Origin of the sequence: Galliscardovia ingluviei, from assembly GCF_014635685.1 — a bacterium.
Taxonomy (GTDB): domain Bacteria; phylum Actinomycetota; class Actinomycetes; order Actinomycetales; family Bifidobacteriaceae; genus Galliscardovia; species Galliscardovia ingluviei.
The window spans coordinates 1-23,359 of the sequence record NZ_BMDH01000001.1; the positions used below are offsets into that span (position 1 = coordinate 1).

The window sequence follows — 23,359 nt, forward strand, 5'->3', positions numbered from 1 at the left end:
TGTACTGTGGGTTCGTTTGCGTATGGTAATGCGTTTTTTGCTACGGTGTGCACTCGGTTAGAAGATGGCGTGTGGGGTAGTCGTTTTCCAAATGCTGATAGCTTGTATTGGGCTGGTGTTCCTAAGGGGTGGTGGGCTCCGGCTTTGAGTGAGCTTGAGGTGATTAAGCGTGAGTTGAGTGCATTGCCGGCAAGTGATGTGGTGTGGGTTGTTGGCTTGCCTGATGTGAAGCCTCCTTATGCTGTGGGTGGTGATAGTGAGGCTGTGAATTTGGCTGAGTTTTTTACTACCGTTGATGGTAAGAATCTGATTGATGAGCTTATGGGTTTGCTTATGTATGCTCAACAGATTGATAGTGATGTGGCGATGAATTATGTATTTGATCCTGACATGAACTAAGCGAATGTTGTAGTTAAGGGGCTTGATTCAGGATCATACCGCTGGGCATCAGTTTGGTGATGTAGAGGGGCGTGGTGATCAGCCTACGAAGGGCTGCAATCATTGAAGATGATCTTTTGCTGTTACGCAACCGTGTTAGAGTAGATCATATGACACAGACACCCACTTTTGCAGATATCACCACCATGGCCGTTGGCGGATCTATAGAACGATTTATTGAACCTGATTCGAGAGTAGGTGTTATAGAAGCCGTAGAGGACGCTGATAGCAAAGGGCTTAATCTGCTTGTTGTTGGTGGAGGCTCAAACACTGTTGTAAGCGATGATGAGTTTCATGGCATAGTAGTACGCGATGCGCGTAACGCCGTTACTGTGCCAGATGAAGTAGCTCCGGTAGAGCATGGCGAGCGCGTAGTGCATATCAATGCCGAAGCTGGAGCGAACTGGGATGATGTTGTTCAGTTTGCTATCAAACTTGGTCTTGTAGGTATTGAGGCATTAAGTGGTATTCCTGGCACTGTTGGGGCGAGTGTAGTACAAAATATTGGGGCGTATGGTCAAGAAGTTGGTACAAGCGTTGATAACGTTGAAGTGTGGGATAGGGTTGAAAAACGAGTAACTGAACTAACGGCACATGATATGCAGTTTGGGTATAGAACCTCGTTATTGAAACAAACTGCGCAACCACAGTATCAGGCAACGCTACCAAATGATGCTCCACAATGTGGTCCTACACCGCGCTATGTGGTGCTTTCAGTAACGTTAAAACTTACCCATAATCCAGATCCAACTATTACTTCATCACAGCTCGCGCGTGCACTTGGTGTCGAAGTAGGTACTGTGGTACCAGCGACAGTAGTGCGCGAGCAGATTCTTGCTATTCGTGCGGCAAAAGGCATGTTAGAAGATCCAATGCGGTACGCTTCGCCATGGATGAGTACGACCAAGCAGGAAGCGCATATTATAGAAGATATTGAGCGTTTTCAAGCTCTTGCTGGTAATGAGCAAAAGAACCCCGCAAATCGTCATTCTAGCGGCAGTTTCTTTACTAATCCAATACTTTCTGCTGAACAAGCAGCAGCATTGCCTGAGGACGCACCTCGGTATCCTACCGGCAATGCGCATGAGATAAAAACGTCGGCAGCATGGTTGATTGAACATGCGGGCTTCGCTAAGGGTTTTGCTTTGCCTCATTCACATGCAGGGCTTTCGCAGTTGCATACTTTGGCATTGACCAACAGAGGTGGCGCAAGTGCTCACGAATTAATGCAGTTAGCTGGGCGTATTGTTCGTGGTGTGCATGAAGCGTATGGCATTACATTGGTGCCTGAGCCTGTTTTTGTTGGCGTATCACTTGAGTAGGTATTCGACACCAGTTATTCCAAATGGTGGACTGCCTGCTCAATGTAGTACATATTTCGGCTAATGTCAGATGGTTATCCCAAAGACGTGTCGAAAGAGTCAATTATGAACTTGCTACGCACCAAGACTGTGGAGCAAACTATTGCTGAAACAGAAGAAAAAGATCGCAAACTCAAGCGCAACCTCTCTACATGGGATCTTGCTGTTATGGGCGTTGCAGTGGCTGTTGGTGCCGGCATTTTTTCTGTTGGCGCGCAAGCCGCAGCATTCCATGCTGGTCCTGCAGTAATCATCAGCTTCCTCATAGCTGGCATTGTCTGTGGCGCAGCAGTAATGTGCTACGCAGAATTTGCCTCAATCGTTCCAGTAGCAGGCTCGGCATACACCTTCACCTACACCACAGTAGGCGAGCTGGTTGCATGGATTATCGGCTGGGATCTTATTTTGGAAATGCTGATGGCAGGTTCCGTGATCTCAAAATACTGGGGCGTGTATCTCAATGACTTATTGCGATTAGTAGGTATTCCTTTTAATACTAACGTGCATATTGGCTCATTCCATATTGATATTGCGCCAATTATTATTGTGGCATTCTTTACCACACTGCTGGTGTTTGGCACAAAACTTTCAGCACAAGTTGATGGTGCGCTCACAATTTTGAAAATTGGCATTGTAGCATTTGTCGTTATTGCAGGCTTTTTCTATGTAAAGGCATCAAATTTCACACCATTTGTCCCACCCTCACAGCCAGCTGGCAGTGTTGAAGGCGCTGCTCAAGAAGGGGTAATGTTCCAGCCACTTTGGCAGTTTATTACCGGAATGGAACCAAGTATTTACGGCGTACCGGGCATCCTTTCCGGAGCTGCGTTGGTGTTCTTCGCATTTATTGGTTTTGACGTAGTAGCAACTGCTTCCGAAGAAGCAAAAGATCCTCATCGCACTGTCCCACGTGGCATTTTCTTAGGTATGTGTTTAGTTACCGTGATGTACATGCTGGTAGCAGTTGTTACTACAGGCATGGTCTCATACAAGGATTTAGCTAAAGCACAAAGCCCATCGCTAGCAACAGCATTTGAACTTGTTGGTGCTAATTGGGCAGCTAAACTGATTTCTCTTGGCATTGTTATTGGTTTAACCACCGTAGTTATGGTGCTGCTGCTAGGGCTTACACGCATTGTATTTGCTATGAGCCGTGATGGTCTGCTGCCACGTGGTTTGTCTAAAACAGGTACTCATGGCACTCCTGCTCGTTTGCAAATTATTGCCGGCATTGTAGTAGCTGTAGTTGCAGCATTTTTCCCGATTGATGTGCTGTCAGATATGGTAAATATTGGTACACTTTCAGCGTTCTTACTAGTGGCAATTTCTGTGCCAATTATGCGACGCAAGCGTCCAGAATTAACGCGTAGTTTCAGAATGCCAGGAAATCCTTGGATTCCGCTACTTATCGCAGCTGCCTGTTTATGGTTGATGATTAACCTATCAGTGCTGACTTGGATTCGCTTTATTGTGTGGTTGGTTATTGGTTTTGCCATTTATGCTCTCTATGGATATCGGCATTCAAGGCTCGGATTACACGAACTGCAGGAGTAACACACGTACAGTGCCTACTGGGCGAAGTTGGCGTATGCTAGGTACTGGGTGAGTTTGAAATAGAACGTTAAGGAGGCAGTATGCCATACGTTATTGCTGAACCTTGTATTGATGTTAAAGATAAGGCATGCGTTGATGAATGCCCAGTAGATTGCATTTACGAAGGTCCTCGCACACTGTATATCAATCCAAACGAGTGTGTGGACTGCGGAGCATGCGAACCAGTATGCCCTACAGAAGCAATTTTCTACGAAGATGATTTGCCAGATGAGTGGGCATGGTACAAGGATGCTGCGGTTGACTACTTTGCAGAAGTAGGGGATCAAGGGGGCGCTCAGGCTTTTGGTCCTATTGATCATGATTATGCACAAATTGCATCGATGCCTCCTATGAATCAATAAATCCTATGAATCAATAAATAATACAAGTTGATATTGGCTATGAAAGGGCTGGTATGGGATTTTTACCGTATGAGACACCATATGATTGGTCACGATTACAACCATTGCGGCACACTGCACAGCAAGCAGTCGGGGGTATGATTGACCTTTCTATTGGCTCTCCAGTAGATCCTGTACCAGACTCGGTGCGTCAAGCCATGATTGAACATCTTGATGCGCCCAATGCGCACGGCTATCCACAAACCACAGGCACTGCGCAACTGCGTGAAGCGATAATGCAGTGGTTTGCCAGATACCGTAGAACCGATCTACAAGCCATTGATGCTGATATTGTGCCAACAGTAGGCTCAAAAGAGGCTGTGGCACTCATGGCTTCGCTGCTAGGTTTGGGACCCGATGATGTGGTTGTACAGCCGAAAGTGTCGTATCCTACCTACGCTATTGGTACGCAGCTTGCAGGTGCGCAAATTCTAGCAGTAGACGATGTTACTGATACTTCCGTGTGGGAGCATAATCCACATGTGAAAGCTGTGTGGGTGAATGCTCCGAATAATCCTACGGGCACAGTACCAAGCGTTCAAGCATTGCGCCAGGTAGTTGAGGCTGCGCGGCGCATTGGCGCTGTAGTACTCTCCGATGAGTGTTATGCCTTGTTGTACTGGAAGCACGATGCTGTGCAATCCAATGCAACTGCGACAGAAGTAATGCTTCAGGAACAGGACACAATCCCAAGTGCGCCATGTATGCTTGAGCCAGCGATTAGTGGTTCAAGTGCACGCAATATTTTGGTGTTGTATTCACTATCAAAACAGTCCAATATGGCAGGGTATAGAACAGCACTCATTGCTGGGGATGCTGCGCTTGTTCGCCCTATGACTGCTACTCGTCGGCAAATTGGTCAAATTATTCCAGGGCCAGTGCAGGCAGCTATGGTAGCTGGGTTGAATGATAGCAAGGCAATAGCAACGCAAGTAGAGCGCTACCGAAATCGTTTTAATCGGCTTATTCCAGCATTACGGGAATTTGGTTATGATGCGCATATGCCAGATGGTGCGCTATATGTTTGGACTGCTGCGCGGCATGGCGATTGTTGGCAAGATATGCAAGAACTCGCCAAGCTAGGACTTATTGTTAGCCCTGGTGAATTCTATGGGGATAGCGGCTACTTGCGTTGGTCAGTCACTGTGCCTGATGATGCGATTGACCAAGCAGTACAACGTTTACATGCTGCCAGGAAGTGAGTATATGAGTATACGAGTATATGAGTATATAAGTGTACGAGTATATGAGTATTTTCAGACGACAAGTGTGTGATTGCTGGGAAGCATAGGCTGCACAAGAGACTTGCTCTTTTTGTGAATTCATTGTGGCTTATAGAAAAGCTGGAACATAGAGAAAAGCTGGAACAAATACCGATCAACTTCATTCCAGCTTTTTGCACATGGGTTCCAATAGACACCCTCGGGGAGGTAGCAGTATGTTCTAGAATTAGACATGACTCAAACTCAAGAACATAAAGTGCTAGTGCTTTAAATTAGTGACAATGGCGTCAGCAATCTCCTTATATTGGTTTTGGTCGAAATATACACGATCCGGATTCATGGCAAAAGTTGTGCCCCATTCGAAAGAATCATTAGCATATTTAGGTACTAAATGCATATGCAAGTGGTGTCCAGTATCGCCATATGCTCCATAGTTGATCTTGTCTGGTGCGAACGCAGCATGCAGTGCCTGAGCAACCAAATTAACATCGGCAATGAATGCATTACGCTCTTCTTCGCTCAAATCAACCATTTCAGAAACATGATGGTTGGAAGCGACAATAACACGTCCTTTATGGCTTTGCTCCTTAAACAAAACAAGTTTGCTTGCTGGTAATTCTGCAATTTTAATGCCGAACGCGTCAAGTGCTGCTCCTTCATCGCAGTAGGCGCATGAGTCACTAGACATACGGTTATCCTTTCTTCATTGATGATTAACCGAACGTTGTACGTGTTCAACATACGCGTGAATACAACATGATGGTCTGTCGTTGCCAAAATTTGGCAAAACTTCATAATTATTTGTCTAAGAGGGATATGAAACCGTTACAAACTGTATAAATGAGGCATATATGGGAAACAAATGGCAACCAAATACAGCTTTGCGCATAAATATTCCTACTGTGAGTACAACAGCACCATGGGCAAAGGAGACTGAAATGGCGTTTATGGATGAAGATTACTTATTAACATCTGATATTGCAAAAGAGTTATTCCATAACTATGCAAAGCATATGCCAATTGTGGATTATCACTGTCATTTGCACCCAGAAGAAATTTATAAAGATCCAAATTTCAAAGATATTGTTGAAGCATGGTTAACTGATGGCAACAACTACGGCGACCACTACAAGTGGCGTCTGATGCGTGCCAATGGCGTTCCAGAAGAACTGATTACCGGCAAGGGCAGCTCTTGGGACAAGTTCTACGCATATGCACAGACGATGGAGAAGGCTTTTGGCTCACCGGTCTTTATGTGGACACATCAAGAACTACGCCGCTACTTTGGTATTGAAGAAGTACTCAATACTCAAACAGCACGCTCTATTTATGAGCGCACAAATGAAGCACTTGCAGGAAAAGATTTCTCCCGTCGTGCTCTGCTGCGTCGTATGAATCTTGATACCATCTGCACTACTGACGATCCTGTAGATTCTCTGGAATATCATGAAGCGTTCGCCCACGAAGGTGGCGATACCTTCCAAATGATTCCAGCTATGCGCCCTGATAAAGCGCTCAATCCAGATAAGCCTGACTTCGGGCAATGGCTTGAGAAACTCGAAGCAGTCACCTCAATGAAGATTACCAGCTTCGACGATATGATGGCTGCTATTAACAACCGTGTGGACTTCTTCCACGCTCATGGTGCAAGGCTTTCTGACCATGCAGCGGATCTTATGGTATTCGCTTCAGCAACGGCAAGTCAATTGAACGCTATTCTCGATAAGGCTCGCGCAGGGCAAACGCTTACAGCAGAAGAGTTAGCTCAGTATCGCACAGCACTCTTTATTGAATTGATGAAGATTTACAAAGCTCATGGTTGGGCTATGCAATTGCATATCCACGCTATGCGCAATATCAATGATCGCGGTTTCGAGCATCACGGACCAGACACGGGCTTCGATGCGCTCAATGATCGAGCTATTGCAGAGCCTCTTGCCGCACTACTCAACGAAGCTGCAAAGACTGACTCAGTGCCACGCATGATTATCTACTCCCTGAATCCAAACGATTACCTGCCAATTATGACAGTAGTTGGATGCTTCCAAGGCGGCATGCAACAGCATATGGCTCTTGGTAATGCTTGGTGGTTTAACGATACTCGTGAAGGTATTCGTCGCCAGATTCAAGTAATGGCTGAAGGATCATTACTAGGCAATTTTGTTGGCATGACCACTGATTCACGTAGCTTCCTGAGCTTCCCAAGGCACGAGTTCTTCCGTAGAATTTTGTGCGAACAGCTCGGTGAGTGGGCTGAGCGTGGAGAAATTCCAAGCGATGTAGCAACGCTCGGCAAGCTTGTGCAAGATGTTTCTTACAACAATGCCAAAGCGCTGTTTAAGTAATAATCAAATACATTGTTAAGTGCTGAAACTATGCGCCAAAATGCACAGCAGAAGTTCCATAGCGCTCGCGGATAGCATCAAGAGCCTGCTGCGCATGATTAAGGCGTGTGGAAGTAGGCTTAGGTGAAGTTTGCGCTCCCTGTGCGCTATCAGTGATTGATGAAGTAGATTGTTCTTGCGCTATCAGATCATCAAAACTTGCCTGAATAGCAGTAGTTTTTTGATCGCTGATATGAGAAACGCTTACTCCTGCCAGTCGGATGAGTTCAGGAAGAGACACTGCCATATGTGGATTAGTGGCATCCAAAGCATGAGACTGCATATGCAATAATTGCTCACACAGTGTGCGAGCTGTTCGGAATATCACCGGTGCAGACTGAGTGGCAGTTGGCAATGTGTATGAACGCGTAGCATATCGCAAATCTGAAGAACGGAGTTTAACAGTAACAGTACGTGCCACCACTTGGCGTTTGCGCAGTTGTGAAGCTACATGATCACTGCACTGCAACAACATAGCGGTAACTTCACGAGTATTGCGTGTATCTTGAGGGAAAGTGCGCTCTTGACCAATGGAACGTTCTGGCGCGTGGAGTGTGAGCTGTTTGGTGCCAATACCTCGGCAAGCATTATACAAAAACTGTGCTGCAGCGGCAGAATTAGTGATTTGACGCAGTTGTTCAAGAGAAAGTTGCGCACATTGGGCAGTAGTAGTAACTCCCCAAGTCGCCAGTTTATCGCAGGTGCTTGGGCCTACTCCTGGCAGTGCTCGCAAGGGGAGGAGCTGTACAAATTCAGCCTGCCTAGCCTGAGGTACCAGCAACATGCCATTAGGTTTAGCTTGAGTAGAAGCAAGTTTGGCAACAAAACGGTTGCTAGCAATACCAATAGAGCAGGTGAGACCGAGCTGTTCAAAGACCTGAGTGCGAATGTAATGCGCGATATCAAGAGGTGATTTCCATATGCGCAAAGTGCTCGCAACATCCATATAGCCTTCGTCAACGCTTGTACGCTCAACCTGATCAGTAATACTTGACAAAATTTGAAATACTTGGCGCGATTTCTGTCGATAATATGGCATATCTACAGGTAGAAAAATTCCTTGAGGGCAAAGTCGCCGAGCAGTTGCAACTGGCATAGCAGAGCGAACACCAAATTCGCGAGCTTCATAACTTGCTGCTGATACTACAGAGCGGTTGCCGGTGCCAACAATAACAGGTTTACCGCGCAATTGTGGTCGGCGTAGTATTTCACAGGATGCATAGAACGCATCCATATCGATATGCAGTATCGTGCACCCGGAAGTGTCAGAGCCCCAAGCATGTGTTGCTTGTGCAAGTTGGGCTCCTGAAAGTCGCGGTGCGTTACTCATGGTTGTATGCTAACAGATTTGTGCTGGACTGTGTACTGGCAGACTCAGTGACAGAGAATTGAGACAAGGTGCTGTGGATAAGGAAGTATAATAAGGGACTTGAGTTTTGTGTTGTAATTAGTGGCTCAAAATTGGTTATAGACTGTGATTGGTGTGCTATATTGCGTCGTTTGACGTATTCGTATATGCATTTTTATGCTTGTGGCGTGTCTATTCTTGCGGTAGTGGTAAAGTAATAGCTTGTTGCGCGCATCGTGGGCAGAAGCCTGCGGAGCCGTGAAACGGAGTCATGCCTGAGTGGCCGAAAGGGGCACCCTGCTAAGGTGTTAACGGCGCAAGCTGTTCGAGGGTTCGAATCCCTCTGACTCCGCCAATGGGTTTTGAGTGACATTCTCAAAACCCTTTTTTCATGCCAAAAACCCTAATGTTTACAACGTTCTTAAGCCATTTCACCCAAATACCCTAGTTGCGTAACGATGCGTAAAAGAGCAGAGGATGCATAAACGTTTGCGGCGGTACGCCATTGTCCGCCGCTATGGTCTAACTCTACCCTAGAGTATCGAGTAATGTGATGTACGACACATTACTTTTTTGTAAATATTGTATATGAGTGCATTGGTGCAAAGGCGCCACATTTTAGTAACTAGTGTTTGTATATCCTAAGGCGTAGGTCCGAAATAGAGACCAATCGATAGTGTAGAGCCATGAAAACTTTGCTCGATACTGCGCAAAACCCTGCACATAACTCATTTATTGAACGCAATAGTGAGTTTATCGGTGATGCCTGTCATATTACCGGACCTCAGGAGGTAGCGGCATTTATTGAGCAGATTCGTGCACAGCACCCTAAAGCGCGACATGTGGCATTTGCCGCAGTTTGGGGAGAAGATGGTGGTCGTCTAGGTGAGCGCATGAGCGATGATGGTGAGCCAAGTGGTACTGCTGGTAAACCAATTTTAGATGTGCTGCGCCAAAATGAACTTACGGATTGCGTGGTAAGTGTTACACGGTATTTTGGCGGGATTTTACTGGGCTCTGGGGGGCTTATTCGCGCCTACGCGCGTGGTGCAGCACTGGCAGTACAGGCATCTCAGTTGGCAACAATTGTGCCATGTGTTGTAGTTACTGCTCGCGTCAGCTATGCGAGGCTTGAAATCATGCGCAATCTTGCTGCTTCGGTTGGTGCACAGGTTGCTCATGAGGCATTTGCTGAAAATGTGACAATGACGTTAGATGTGCCACAGGAGGCAGTACCGTTATTGCAGCAGCGAGTACAAGAACAGTTTAATGCGACGGTTAACTTAACGCTTGGCGAGCAAGTGAATCGCCCTGTTCTTCAGCAGGCACAGTAGTCGCGCTGCGAAAGCGCAAAGTACTGTAGTTGAGTAATGCATATGCGGGTTACAAGAATTTGTGGATAAGCGTTGCATACAAAGTTGCTAACGCATGCAGTGTAGTGTACGGTGACGGTACGGCATTGAGCAGTTACTATGGTAGTGAGTAATTAAGTACAGCGTTGAATAGTTGAATAGCAGTGAGTGTGGGTAACATGGCACAAGAAAATTCGATACAAGATAATGCGACAGAAAACATTGAAGGAGAGTCGCATGAGCAACCAGTACAGCAGGGTGAGCAGGCTCAGCAGACACAGACTGAGCATGAACCATTAACGGTAACATATGAGCGCTTGCGCCATACTGACGATGCTGCACTATTACATGATTTTGCCACTCGCCAATTGCCTGACCGTAAAGACCAATCGGCATTCTCTCGTGCGACAGCATTACTTGAAGCCGTCGCAGGCAATGCTCATACGCTGTTAGAAGATCGTATTTTCCTAGCACAAACAATGCCATTTCCTAATATTTTAGTCAAACTTTCTCAAGATAGTGATTGGCAAGTGCGTCAAGCGGTGGCCGCCAATAGCAATGATAAAAATTGGCTTGTTGGTAGGTTGACTAAAGATGAGCGGGAAGAAGTGCGTGCCGCGGCATTACTGAATCCGCAAACATCATGGAAAATGCGTATGGAAGGTGCCGAAGATTCAAGCAATACTGCGCAAACGCTTGACTATCTGTCACGCTTTGGCGTAGATGAAGATATGCAAGGACCGGCAGTACTTACCTCAATGATTCGTCGTGCAGTGGCGTTAAACCCATCAACTACTCAAGAAACCTTGGAACGCCTTGCTCAAGATACTGATGAGTCTGTGCGCCATGCTGTAGAAGAACGCATGGGTCGATAACACGTCAATAGATAAGTGGTGTTAGAGAATTTGGGCAATATGTGTAATACACAATAGCAACAGGGAGTAAATAGGCAATAAATAGGGAATAAATAGGGAATTTGCTCATATTTTGGCTTGTCGAATACCCATAATCTACATTTTCACGCTACAGTATGCATTATGGAACAGCGAGAAGAATCCACAGAACGCTTAGCACGACCATTAATCCAGCTGGCAAAAGCAGAAGGCATTGAAACCAGCTATATTGGTCAGCAAGGCGAATATGTTGAAATTGACGATGGTGTCATTATTGATGTTCTTGCATCTCTTGGTATCGATGCGTCAAATCAAGAAGCTATTGAACAAGCGCTCGTGCAAAGTGCGGAGCAGAAGTTTGGCAGACTAGTAGCGCCTACGGTGCTTCATATTCATGGGAAAACAACGCATGTGCCGGTATATCATGGCGTTACTGATATTCCCCAAGCTACACTGACGTGCGAAGATGGTACGCAAATGCAGCTCACGCCTGATGCTGGAGACGGACAACCTGCACGTTTGGTGAATGGTAATTTTATTGTTAATTCAAGCATTGTTATCCCCTCCGATGTACCTCTTGGCTATCACACGCTTACTGTACAGGTGGCGGAACGCAAAGCTGAAGCTACCCTGATTAGTGTTCCAGAAAAAGTGGAGCTTATTGATGGGCTTAAAGGTGACAAAGAACGCATGTGGGGATGGATGGCGCAATGCTATACCATCCGCTCAGCTGCTTCATGGGGAGTTGGTGATTTCGAAGATCTCGGCTTGCTGCTTGAACATGCCCAGCACACAGGTGCAGATTTCGTACTCATTAACCCAATACATGCTGCAGAGCCATGCACGCCGCTTACGCCATCCCCGTATTTACCAATTTCAAGGCGTTTTATCAATTTCACGTATATTCGGCCAGAAGCTATTGCGGAGTATGCAAATCTTGATGATGCCACACGTGAACATGTGTCACAGTTATGGCAAAGTGTTGAACCATTGAATACCAATGCTCAGCAAATTGATCGCGATGCCATGTGGAATGCGAAAATGCCAGCATTATGGGCAATTTTCAAAGCAGGGCGTAGCGCTGAACGTCAACGTGAATTTGATCAATTTAAGCAAGCGCAAGGTGATGATCTAGAAGGATATGCTACATGGTGCTTGGCCTACGATAAGTGGGGAGCGCCAAGCGCGGATACAAATTCGTGGATTACGACCACTCATCGTGATAGCGATGCGGTAAACCAACTGCGCAATAAATACCCGGATACGCTTGATTTCTACCGCTGGCTTGAATGGATTGCTGATGAGCAATTTACCGGAGCACAGCAGCGCGCACATCGTGCTGGCATGCGAATCGGCATTATGTCAGATATGGCCGTTGGTGTACACCCACTTGGCTCTGATGTATGGTGGAATCCTGAGCGCTTTGCTCAAGGGGCTACAGTCGGTGCGCCTCCAGATTATTTCAACCAGCAAGGGCAAAATTGGAGCCAACCACCACTCAATCCAAAATATCTGCGCGAAACGGGATATCAGGCATATCGTGACCTAGTGTCCAATATGTTTGCTCATAGCGGTGCAGTGCGTATTGATCATGCTATTGGACTGTTCAGATTATGGTGGATTCCACAGGGACGCAGTGCAAAACAAGGTGCTTATGTGCGCAATGATGCCGATATTATGATGGGTATTTTGGCGCTGGAAGCACAGCGTGCTCATGGTGTTGTAGTAGGTGAAGACCTCGGTGTAGTGCCGCAGTATATGGCTCAAGGATTGCGCGATCATGGATTAATGGGCTGCGCTGTGGAATGGTTTGAACAAATGGAAGGTGCTTTCATTCCACCGCAGCAATGGGCACAACTGGCGCTCGCTTCCGTGAATACCCATGATATTCCGCCAGCAGCAGGTTATCTCAATTATGTGCATGTGAAATTGCGCAATGAGCTCGGATTGCTTACTGGTTCGTATGAGGACTTTATGAAGAGTGCGAACCATGAGCATAATGCGCTTTTGTCTATGCTGATTGACGAAGGTTGTATTGAGCGTCAGTGGTTAGAAGACGAACAAGCACATGAGCAAGAAATTGTTGAAGGTCTTCACCGTGCACTATTACTTGCACCAAGCAAACTCTATGCTGCGTCTATTACTGATGCGGTGGGTGAGCGTCGAGCGCAAAATCAGCCGGGAACGAATAATGAGTACTCCAATTGGCGCATTCCGTTAGCTGATAGTGAAGGAAAAGCTGTAAGTGTTGAGCAGCTCTTTGAGCTTGAACGAGCACAATCATTAGCTGCTGTAATGCGCGGCAATAAGTAAGCAATTCGACACACCGTTCAATACCGCTATTACCTGGAAAAATGTCAGGTGATGGCGGTATTCTCTTAGATTGTTGTGTTTCCCTACGGGGTCCTTCAAAGCGCTTTCCCACTCGCCAATAGGACTTTCAGGGAGCCCACGGATAATGCGGTAGCGAGCCTAACCAACTCAATACCCGGAACACAATAGAAACAGAAAAGGGTCATCGTGAAAACTTTCACTCCGAAGCCTAACGATTTGAGCCATGAGTGGTACGTAATCGACGCCACTGATGTAGTGCTCGGTCGTCTTGCAACTACTGCAGCTACGTTGTTGCGTGGCAAGAATAAGCCAACTTTCGCTCCACATGCTGATGGTGGTAACAATGTTATTATCATCAATGCTGACAAGATTGCTTTGACTGGCAATAAGTTGGGCAAGAACCTTTACCAGCATTCTGGTTTCCCAGGCGGACTTCGCGCTGACAGCTACGGCGAGTTGCTGGAAAAGAATCCAGAACGCATGATTCGTGCTGCCGTTAAGGGTATGCTTCCAAAGAATCGCTTGGCAAAGGTACAGCTCAATCGTCTGCGCATTTATCGCGGCGATCAGCACCCACATGCAAGCCAGAACCCAGCCGTCTATGAGATCGCTCAGGTCTCCCAGCAGGCTAAGTAACTAGGACCGAAAGGAAAGCAGCATCATGGCTGAGAATAACAATGCCGCGGTCCAGGAGACCGAGGAAGAACTGACCCAGTACACTTCCGAAACCAACGCTGGTGCAGGCACCGGTACTTCCACAATCGCTCCAGGCTATGGCACTGGTCGTCGTAAGGAAGCTGTAGCCCGTGTACGTCTCGTACCAGGCTCCGGCAAGTGGACCATCAATGGTCGTACTTTGGAAGAGTACTTCCCAGGTAAGATTCAGCAGCGTGAAGTGAATTCTCCAATCGTTTTGCTGAAGCTCGAAAACAAGTTTGACGTTATCGTACTCGTCGACGGTGGTGGCACCACCGGTCAGGCAGGTGCAATTCGTTTGGGCGTAGCACGTGCACTGAACGCTATCGATCGTGATGCAAACCGCATTGCTTTGAAGCGCGCAGGATTCTTGACTCGTGACGCTCGCGTTGTGGAACGCAAGAAGGCTGGTCTGCACAAGGCACGCCGTGCTCCACAGTACTCAAAGCGTTAAGCTTACGTACTTACGTACTTCAAAACCCTCGATTCCGCAAGGTTTCGAGGGTTTCGTCGTAAAGGCCAGGTTCTGCTAATACCTACGCTGTATATTCCAGCACTTTATCTCTGCATTTTTCCCTGCATTGTTTACTCCTACGTTGCTATTCAACAGTAAACAGGGCAATAGAATCCTGATGCATCAGCCAAGACTCCGTATTAAGCGGACAAGACGGCTCCTGATCAGAAGAACTCCACAACAAGCGCCAGCGACAATCATCTGGCAGTTTCATATTCAAATCTTCAATAGTACCGTTGACTACAATAATAACGTCTTTGCGATGTTTTGAAGCAAGACGCATACTAAATGCTCGCACATGATGATCGAACCAGTCACGCTCCATAGGTGTGGTTCCATCAGGTAAATACCATTGCACTCTACTTGACGGTTTGAGAAGCCCAAGCAGCGAAAGTAGCGTAAAGAATTCCTCATGCTGATACTGCTCAATAGTTTTGCGCAAAGCAATTAACTTACGTACTGCAAGCAATTGATGCATTTGGGCAGATTGATGTTCACATGTCGTTTCATTGGCATGATACCAGCTCCAATCAAGCCAAGAAATCTCATTATCCTGCGCGTATGCATTATTATTGCCGAACTGTGTATTGCCAAACTCGTCACCTGCCAGCAACATTGGTGTGCCTAAACTCATCAGCATCATGCCGAGTAGATTAAGCTGCGCACGCTGTCTCCTCGTATTCACAGCAGGGTTAGTACTTGGACCTTCTACACCAAAATTCGTAGCATGATTATTATCAGAACCATCCAAGCCGTTTTCACCGTTAGCCTCGTTATGCTTATGGCTATAGCGCGTCAAATCGCCAAGAGTCATACCATCGTGGCACGCCACAATATTGATAGAAGCCACAGCGCCACGACCAGGGTCAGTAGCAAATAAATCTGCTGATCCACACAATCGTGTTGCAATCTCTTGCATACCAACATGTGGTTGCAGACCAGTATCAAGATTATGAATATCAGTAAGCCAAAATGTGCGCGTGGCATCCCTAAACTTGTCATTCCATTCTGCAAAAGGAATACCAAATTGGCCGGTACGCCAGCCAGATTCACCCAGATCCCATGGTTCCATAATCATTTTCAGATTACCTAATACCATATCAGTGCGTAACTCATACAAAAATGGATGATGCTTACTAAACTGACCATCTAAGCGCGCCAAACTTGCCGCTAAATCGAAACGGAACCCATCAACACCAATACGCTTAGCCCAGTAACGCAGAGAATCAATAGCATAGGAAATCACGCGCGTATTAGAAAAATCAAGCGTATTGCCACACCCTGTAGTATCTAGGAGAGCCCCAGGATTATCGTTTTGCCGCCTATAGTAGCTTGCACTATCAAGTCCGCGCCAACAAACAGTAGGACCTTCATTACCAGATTCGCACGTGTGGTTATAGACCACATCTAAAATTACTTCAATACCAGCCTCATGTAGTGCTCGCACCATGTCAATAACTTCTTGACGTACCGCTTGAGCGCCAGCACGTTGAGCGCGAGCTGTAGCATAGGAAGGTTCAGGAGCAAAATAGCCTAAAGTCGAGTAGCCCCAATAATTAGTCAGTCCGCGCTGAGCTACAGCAACCTCGGTTTGTTTCGCAAAAATTGGCAGAAGTTCAACGGAAGTAATGCCTAATCGTTGCAGATAAGTAATCGTTTGCGGATGAGCAAGACCGGCATATGTGCCACGTAATTCCTCTGGAAGCCACGGTGCAGTCTGAGTGAAACCTTTAACATGCAATTCGTAGAGAATAGTAGTACTCCACGGCACGTGTGGATGTTCAGGATCTCCAGCATGCTTATGTTCGTCTCTATCGTCAATTACTACAGAAAGCGGAACAAATCCAAGCGAATCCAGTTTACTCATAGGGCCATATGCAGACCCAGAAATATTACCCTGCGCATCGATACTGCACTCATATGAAAATGCTTCAGGTACTAATTGCATCTGCCCATCAATGCCTTTACCACACGGGTCGAGCAAAATTTTATATGGGTTAAACTGCACACCGCGTTTTGGATTCCAAGCGCCGTCAGCGCGTATACCATATCGCATGCCGTCTTTGAGGTACGGGATATGTACTGACCACATGCCATATTCTGGACCTTGCATAGCAAATAGGGTCTCGCGTAAGCCTACTTTTGGCACCTCGCGAACAGCCACTGGATACAGTTGCAAACTTTCCGGTAATGCTAAGGTGTGATCTTGAGCCAAAGGAGTGGCAATATCATAGTAAACACTTGGCTCATGCAAATCTTCAATAACGCTAACCCACATGTGCTGTGCGGTCTCTGACCATACGATAACATCGGCGCCTCCGTCGTCCGTTAAATAGAGGCCTGGTCTGGTTGCATACCGGTGTAATGATGGGTTTCTCATACTGCTATTGTAGGGCGCTTTTTTGAGTTTGTATAACAATGTGCATAACAAACTGCATAAGAACTGTGACTATTGGCTTGCCAGTGTGCCATAACGCTCACGCTCACGCAATGCGATAAGAATAGCTGCACCATAAGCATCTTGATGTTGCATACTGACACTGCGCAAAATTGGACTTTGTGTAGGAATCGTTGAAAGCTGATGTACGCGCTGCTGCAAGGCATGAAAATCATCATCGGCAAGAAACATAGCAGCGTCTCCACCAATAATCACGGGCAAATCAATAAAAGATTGTGCTAGCACAATAACGTGCGCAATATTGGAAAGCCAAGTATTCATGCGTCGTTTATGCTCTGCTTCGCCTTGGTCAAGCACGGAGAAAAATCCAGGAATACTTTCATAGTCCTCTGGAAGTGTGCTCAAGGAACACAGTGCTGTAAAACAGCCATGCTGACCACATGAACACTGTGGACCATTGGGATCAACTGGCATATGAGCAAAACGCGATGACAGGGGGGATGCGGTGGGCGCTGGTTGTGAAAGTGCCGTGTTTGAACGGGTAGATCTGGTAATACGTGGTGAAGTTGCTTGCAAAACTGGCGGTTGTAATGCGCGTCCATTAATCATGACAATGCCATCTGGGTGTGTACCGATACATAAAAATATGGCAGATTGTACTGATTGCTGTGTTAATTCTGCTTGTGCATTCGCCAAAGTATGCGTGACCATAGTGCAAGGAATGTGTAATGCTCGTTCAAAGGCATCAGCGCTCCACATAGTCGTAAGTGTGACTGGTAGATTAGCTGGTCGCAAAGCGGCATTAGGTTTATTGGTAGATACAGTGATGGTAATACCTGCAACAGGTCCGTACAGGGGATTGCGTTCTAATTGGGTGATAGCGGTGCGAATTATCTCTACGCATACAGGAATATCTGCAGTAGAATCTGTGCGCAAAACCATAGTGCGTTCCGTAGTGAGTACAATATTGCCGCGCATATCAGTAGCGATGACAACGACATGTGCATTATTTACTGAAACACCAAGGGCTATACGGTGATTTGGATTATAGGCATAAGCAAGTGCTGCTCTACCTCCTGTAGAAGCTCTACGCTCGCTTTCGACAATAATATGCTGGGCTTGTAGTGTGGATACAGCGTGATTAATAGTTGGTAGGCTGAGGTTACAAGCTGTTTTAAGTTCTTGTTTTGTAGCATTATGGTGTGCTGCTAGGTATTGCACAATTCGCTGTGCAGATTGGGGAAGCTTCTGGGGATTGTTGGGCTGCTTGGGAGCAGGCGTGCTGTGTTGTTTGGTTGTGGGCGCAGATTGGTGTGGTTGGTGAGTGATGTGTTGTGCAGTGGACATATTGCCAGTATATCACTTTTAATAATGCACTTTATAAAAGTTAAGGTAGGGGAAATACTTTTAATAACCATATTGATAAAAGTTGTATTTCTGAGTGTGTGGCTTATTGACTTTATGTGCTTTTTGGGAATTAAGGTGTTATATTATATGGATAAAATTAACAATTACTAATATATAACAAACAAATATAGACAAAACAAACATAAAAAACTAACAAGCGGGTATCTGCTGGAAGATTATTGCTGTGCCATTAAGATGTGAGGCATATCACACAAACATGGACAGTTGTGGTAATGCAACTGAACACAAGGAGGACGTATGGCACAGGAGAAGACCGCAAAGTCGGCAGTGTCAGCACAAAATGAACAAGCTGTGGCTCAGAAGGCAGCAGATAAGAAAGCTCAAGCCGAACAAGAAGTAAATCAGCTGGTAGAGCGTGCACAAGTTGCTCTGCGTGAATTTGAAGGCCTCAATCAAAAGCAAGTCGACCGCATCGTAGCCAAGGCATCTATTGCTGCCCTAAACAAGCATTTAGTACTTGCAAAAATGGCTGTTGATGAAACTGGACGTGGTCTGGTAGAAGATAAAGCCACTAAGAATATTTTTGCATGTGAACACATTACCAACTACTTGGCAGGACAGCGCACAGTAGGCATCATTCGCGAAGATGATGTCCTCGGTATTGACGAAGTTGCTGAACCAGTAGGCGTAGTTGCAGGCGTGACCCCAGTAACCAATCCAACATCAACTACTATCTTTAAGTCTTTGATTGCTCTGAAAACACGCTGCCCAATTGTATTTGGTTTCCACCCAGGCGCACAGCAGAGCTCTATCGAAGCTGCTCGTATTGTGCGTGATGCAGCTATTGAAGCAGGCGCTCCAGCAAACTGCATTCAGTGGATTGAACACCCATCAATCGACGCCACTGGCGCATTGATGAAGCACCCAGGTGTTGCTACTATTCTTGCCACTGGCGGTCCTGGCATGGTACGTGCTGCATACTCCTCCGGCAAGCCAGCACTGGGCGTAGGTGCAGGTAATGCTCCAGCGCTTATCGACCGCGATGTTGATATTGTGCGCGTGGCCAACGATCTCGTACTGTCTAAGCACTTCGATTACGGCATGATCTGCGCCACAGAGCAGGCTATTATCGCACACAAGGATATTTATGCCGCACTCGTAAAGGAATTGCGCGCACGTCGTGCATACTTTGTTAATGCTGATGAAAAGGCAAAACTAGAACAATACATGTTCGGCTGCACAGCATATTCAGGTGGCAAACCAACGCTTAACTCAATCGTGCCTGGAAAGTCCCCACACTTCATCGCCAAAGAAGCAGGATTTGATATTCCAGCAGACACCACTATTTTGATTGCAGAATGTAAAGAAGTTTCTGATGATGAGCCATTAACTCACGAGAAACTTGCTCCAGTACATGCACTGTTGAAGTATGACAATATGGAGCAAGGCATGCAGATGTGTGAAGCTATGCTGCGCCTTGGCGAAGGACATACGGCTGCTATTCACACGAATAACCAAGAGCTCGTACGCGAGTATGGTCAGCGCATGCACGCTTGCCGCATTGTATGGAATCAGCCAAGCTCACTTGGTGGTATTGGTGATATCTACAATTCCATCGCACCATCACTGACCCTCGGTTGTGGATCTTATGGTGGCAACTCAGTTGCAGGAAATGTTCAAGCAGTCAATTTAATTAACGTCAAGCGCATTGCACGGAGGAACAACAACATGCAGTGGTTCAAGATTCCTTCCAAAACATACTTTGAGCCTAATGCAGTAAAGTACTTGCGTGATATGTATGGCATTGAAAAAGCTGTTATTATCTGCGATAAGATGATGGAGCAGCTTGGCATTGTCGATAAAATTATCGACCAGTTGCGTTCTCGCGCCAACCGCGTCACTTTCCGCATTATTGATTATGTAGAGCCTGAACCATCAGTAGAAACTGTAGAAAAAGGCGCAGAAATGATGCGCGAAGAGTTCGAGCCAGACACTATTATTGCTGTTGGTGGCGGTTCTCCAATGGATGCTGCAAAGATTATGTGGCTTCTGTATGAGCACCCAGAAATCTCCTTCTCTGATGTGCGTGAGAAGTTCTTCGATATTCGTAAGCGCGCATTCAAGATTCCACCACTGGGAAGCAAAGCCAAGCTGGTATGCATTCCTACTTCTTCTGGTACAGGCTCTGAAGTCACCCCATTTGCAGTGATTACCGACCACAAGACTGGATACAAGTACCCAATTACTGACTATGCATTAACACCATCAGTAGCTATTGTGGATCCAGTATTGGCTCGCACTCAGCCACGCAAATTGGCTTCTGATTCTGGTTTTGATGCTCTTACGCACTCATTTGAAGCATTTGTCTCGGTATATGCTAATGATTACACCGATGCTATGGCATTACATGCGGCAAAGCTCATTTGGGATAACTTAGCAGAATCAGTAAATGGTGAACCTGGTTTGGCAAAGACCGATGCACAAGAGCGTATGCACAATGCTGGTACGATGGCAGGTATGGCATTTGGTTCGGCATTCCTTGGTATGTGCCACGGCATGAGCCACACTATTGGCGCACTGTGCAATATTGCACACGGTCGTACCAATTCCATTCTGCTGCCATATATCATTCGTTACAATGGACAGACTCCATTAGAGCCAACCAGCTGGCCAAAGTACAATAAGTACATTGCGCCAGCACGCTATGCTCAGCTCGCACACGTGCTTGGCGTGGATACTGGCAACAGTGATGCAGAAGCTGTAGAAAACCTCGCTCGCGCAGTAGAAGACTACCGTGATAACAAGCTGGGCATGAATCGCAGCTTCCAGGAGTGCGGTGTGGATGAAGAAGAATTCTGGAGTGTGCTTGATCAAATCGGTATGCGTGCATATGAGGATCAGTGCACCCCAGCAAATCCACGAGTGCCAATGATTGAGGATATGAAAGATATTGCTATTGCGGCATATTATGGCGTTCCTCAAGAAGAAGGACACCGCTTGCGTGTGGATCGTGAAGGACGCTTTGCAGTAGAAGAAGCATCTGAGCGCGTAGCAGAGTAAACCTGTGTAGATCGTATATATACGGTAATACAAGATTTACGAATACACAGAGTTAAGGGGTGCTTAGCAATTATGCTGAGCACCCCTTGTGCTTGCTGTTGTTACCAGAAACATGCTATGTTATGCGCGAATTGAGTAAATTATTGCGTATTGAGTAAATTATTGTTCAACTTGCCATATGAATGCAGTATTCGCATCTGCAGGTATAGGATCTCCCTTGTGCAATAATTGTCCGCTAAGTAAATCATGGGCGTTTATTGGACTGATAACTGGTGAATGAGATCCGCGATTGATGGTGATAAGAAGAGTCTCATCCGAGTTTTCTCTGGCAAAAATTACAAACTCGTGATCTACGTGTAGCCATCGTAACCCACCTGTGCGCAATGCGGAATGATTATGTCGCAAAGCGATAATGTGCTTATACAAGTCGAGTGTTGCTGTATCCCATTGGCTATGATTCCACGGGAAAGGTTGACGACCATCATCTAGACTTGTTCCATGAAGTCCAATTTCATCACCGTAATATACCGAAGGAATGCCGGGGAAGGTAAATTGTAATACGATACCGAGTTTGTAATATTGGGTTGCTACAGAAGCAAAACGTGCCGTGTCGTGTGAGTCTAGCAGAGTCATGTCTGTAAGTAGTGTTTGCCATGGAATTCGTGCTTGATTTTCCTTTATGGATTCCACCATTTGTATGCCGTCATACTGATCAGATCCACCAGGGGCGCCCCAGTCGTTATGCTCTCGATGATCAGTCAGCCAAGCCCACACAGGTTTGGTAAATCCAGCGTAGGCCATGGTGCCTTGCCATCCGTCTCCCTGAAGTGACTCAGAAGCGTCAAATTGATGTTCTGCAAGTAGTAAGCTTTCTGGGTTTACTTGTTGCATAGTGTTGTGAGTAATACGCGCTACATCATGATTAAAGTTATCTGCACCATATATACCTGCGGATTGAGCTACGTCAATGCGCCATCCGTCTAAATTGAATTCACGCATAAAATATGCGGTTGATGATTGTGCTCCTTCATATAGTCTTTTGCGTAATTCCATATTGCTGTGATTGAATTTTGGAAGAGAAGAAACACCGCTGAATGAAGCGTATCCAATGGGTAGTGTGCTATCAAAGTAATAGAAATTGTGTTCCTCAGAGTCTGGACAGTCTCTACCTTTAAGAAACCATGGGTGCGATGAGCCTGAATGATTGAGTGTGAGATCACCAATGACTTTTATGCCTTTTTTGTGTGCTTGAGATATTAATTCTTGTAATGCGCTATTACCTCCCAAGAGTGGGTCAACCTCATGGAAAGAAGATGCGTCATAGCGATGATTTGAACGAGAGGGAAAGAATGGGGTGAGGTATATAAGGTTAATTCCGAGTTGTTCTACATGATTGAGATGCTCTATAATACCCCATAAGGATCCTCCATAAAACTGTTGCATATTTTGCGGGTACGGCTGAATTGGCTCATTCCAATTGCTATGGTGTGCCCAAGATGGGTATTCTTGAGAGGCTAATGGGTGCAGAGTAGACAAAGCAAAGCGATCCGGAAAAATTTGATACATAACGGCATCGCGAGTCCACTGAGGTACATGATATGTTGTGAGTGCAAAATCATATGCGTCAGAAGGCATATATGTACATAGTCCTCGTGCGTTGAGCCAATGGTGGGTAGGAGGGGTATCACTGATACAGAGAAATCGATAGTGTGTTACAGAGTTAGTAATTACAAGAGGAACTTTCCACCATATCTCTTTTTGTGTGAGCTTATCTATTGAAGCTTGTATGTACTTTGGCTCCCCATCGCGTACTGTACGCACATAGACTTGGCGAATTCGAAATTGGATTGATGTTCGTATTCGTAAGATTACAGTATCGTGGAGATTAGGTTGTGGGTTATCCACATAAAGTCCTGAACCGTCATGATGAGCCAGTGGTGTTTGGTAAAGCTGTAGTGTAGTAAGCATAAATAATCTCCTCCACAATGAGTACTTC

At 46.1% G+C, this 23,359-nt stretch carries 16 protein-coding genes, 1 tRNA gene and 1 pseudogene; 13 read left to right on the forward strand and 5 right to left on the reverse strand.

Annotation, left to right across the window (positions count from 1 at the left end; all coding sequences use genetic code 11):
- The 5 genes from IEU85_RS00005 to dapC all read left to right on the forward strand — a co-directional run.
- Window positions 1-399 (forward strand): Imm70 family immunity protein (locus tag IEU85_RS00005; RefSeq protein WP_188354219.1); only part of this gene is annotated, 399 nt, incomplete at its 5' end.
- Window positions 400-548: 149 nt separating this feature from the next.
- On the forward strand, window positions 549-1,760 hold the full coding sequence (locus IEU85_RS00010) for an FAD-binding protein (protein WP_188354220.1): 1,212 nt from the start codon (window positions 549-551) through the stop codon (window positions 1,758-1,760).
- A 105-nt stretch (window positions 1,761-1,865) separates the two neighbouring features.
- Window positions 1,866-3,353, forward strand: a complete 1,488-nt coding sequence (locus IEU85_RS00015; protein ID WP_188354221.1) for an amino acid permease — start codon at window positions 1,866-1,868, stop codon at window positions 3,351-3,353.
- A gap of 80 nt (window positions 3,354-3,433) precedes the next feature.
- Window positions 3,434-3,754 carry a ferredoxin gene (gene fdxA, locus IEU85_RS00020; protein ID WP_188354222.1) on the forward strand — a complete coding sequence of 107 codons (321 nt, stop codon included), beginning with the start codon at window positions 3,434-3,436 and terminating at the stop codon, window positions 3,752-3,754.
- Window positions 3,755-3,807: 53 nt separating this feature from the next.
- On the forward strand, window positions 3,808-4,995 hold the full coding sequence (gene dapC, locus IEU85_RS00025) for a succinyldiaminopimelate transaminase (RefSeq protein ID WP_188354223.1): 1,188 nt from the start codon (window positions 3,808-3,810) through the stop codon (window positions 4,993-4,995).
- A 280-nt stretch (window positions 4,996-5,275) separates the two neighbouring features.
- Here the strand turns inward: dapC and IEU85_RS00030 are convergent, their stop codons facing one another.
- Complete coding sequence (locus IEU85_RS00030; RefSeq protein ID WP_188354224.1) at window positions 5,276-5,704, reverse strand: HIT family protein; 429 nt, start codon at window positions 5,702-5,704, stop codon at window positions 5,276-5,278.
- Between the two features lie 163 nt (window positions 5,705-5,867).
- Between IEU85_RS00030 and uxaC the strand changes: the two genes are divergently transcribed.
- Window positions 5,868-7,361 (forward strand): glucuronate isomerase, encoded by a 1,494-nt coding sequence (uxaC, locus tag IEU85_RS00035; RefSeq protein ID WP_229714651.1) that lies wholly within the window; start codon window positions 5,868-5,870, stop codon window positions 7,359-7,361.
- A 28-nt stretch (window positions 7,362-7,389) separates the two neighbouring features.
- On the opposite strand, the gene dinB is transcribed toward uxaC, so the two are convergent.
- The gene (gene dinB / locus IEU85_RS00040) at window positions 7,390-8,730 is read right to left on the reverse strand and encodes a DNA polymerase IV (protein ID WP_188354225.1); all 1,341 of its coding nucleotides are present in this window, start codon (window positions 8,728-8,730) and stop codon (window positions 7,390-7,392) included.
- 283 nt (window positions 8,731-9,013) lie between these two features.
- Here dinB and IEU85_RS00045 point away from each other — a divergent pair.
- The 6 genes from IEU85_RS00045 (at window position 9,014) to rpsI (ending at window position 14,477) form a co-directional block, all read left to right on the forward strand.
- A tRNA-Ser gene (locus tag IEU85_RS00045) sits at window positions 9,014-9,103 on the forward strand.
- 331 nt (window positions 9,104-9,434) lie between these two features.
- A complete protein-coding gene (locus IEU85_RS00050) occupies window positions 9,435-10,082 on the forward strand; it encodes an IMPACT family protein (RefSeq protein WP_188354226.1) in 648 nt (215 codons plus the stop codon).
- Window positions 10,083-10,279: 197 nt separating this feature from the next.
- The gene (locus IEU85_RS00055; protein WP_229714652.1) at window positions 10,280-10,975 is read left to right on the forward strand and encodes an AbrB family transcriptional regulator; all 696 of its coding nucleotides are present in this window, start codon (window positions 10,280-10,282) and stop codon (window positions 10,973-10,975) included.
- A 162-nt stretch (window positions 10,976-11,137) separates the two neighbouring features.
- A complete protein-coding gene (malQ, locus tag IEU85_RS00060) occupies window positions 11,138-13,306 on the forward strand; it encodes a 4-alpha-glucanotransferase (protein ID WP_188354227.1) in 2,169 nt (722 codons plus the stop codon).
- A 207-nt stretch (window positions 13,307-13,513) separates the two neighbouring features.
- Window positions 13,514-13,963: a 50S ribosomal protein L13 gene (rplM, locus tag IEU85_RS00065; RefSeq protein WP_188354228.1), complete on the forward strand. Its 450-nt coding sequence runs from the start codon at window positions 13,514-13,516 to the stop codon at window positions 13,961-13,963.
- Window positions 13,964-13,988: 25 nt separating this feature from the next.
- On the forward strand, window positions 13,989-14,477 hold the full coding sequence (gene rpsI, locus IEU85_RS00070; RefSeq protein WP_188354229.1) for a 30S ribosomal protein S9: 489 nt from the start codon (window positions 13,989-13,991) through the stop codon (window positions 14,475-14,477).
- Window positions 14,478-14,643: 166 nt separating this feature from the next.
- Here the strand turns inward: rpsI and glgX are convergent.
- Together glgX and IEU85_RS00080 are read right to left on the reverse strand one after the other, a co-directional pair.
- A pseudogene (gene glgX / locus IEU85_RS00075) lies at window positions 14,644-16,917 on the reverse strand (glycogen debranching protein GlgX); the annotation flags it as partial.
- Between the two features lie 69 nt (window positions 16,918-16,986).
- On the reverse strand, window positions 16,987-18,282 hold the full coding sequence (locus tag IEU85_RS00080; RefSeq protein WP_188354231.1) for an ROK family protein: 1,296 nt from the start codon (window positions 18,280-18,282) through the stop codon (window positions 16,987-16,989).
- Window positions 18,283-18,600: 318 nt separating this feature from the next.
- On the opposite strand from IEU85_RS00080, the gene adhE reads away from it, so the two are divergent.
- On the forward strand, window positions 18,601-21,363 hold the full coding sequence (gene adhE / locus IEU85_RS00085; protein ID WP_188354232.1) for a bifunctional acetaldehyde-CoA/alcohol dehydrogenase: 2,763 nt from the start codon (window positions 18,601-18,603) through the stop codon (window positions 21,361-21,363).
- 159 nt (window positions 21,364-21,522) lie between these two features.
- Here the strand turns inward: adhE and IEU85_RS00090 are convergent, their stop codons facing one another.
- On the reverse strand, window positions 21,523-23,331 hold the full coding sequence (locus IEU85_RS00090) for a glycoside hydrolase family 13 protein (protein WP_188354233.1): 1,809 nt from the start codon (window positions 23,329-23,331) through the stop codon (window positions 21,523-21,525).
- Window positions 23,332-23,359: the final 28 nt, after the last annotated feature.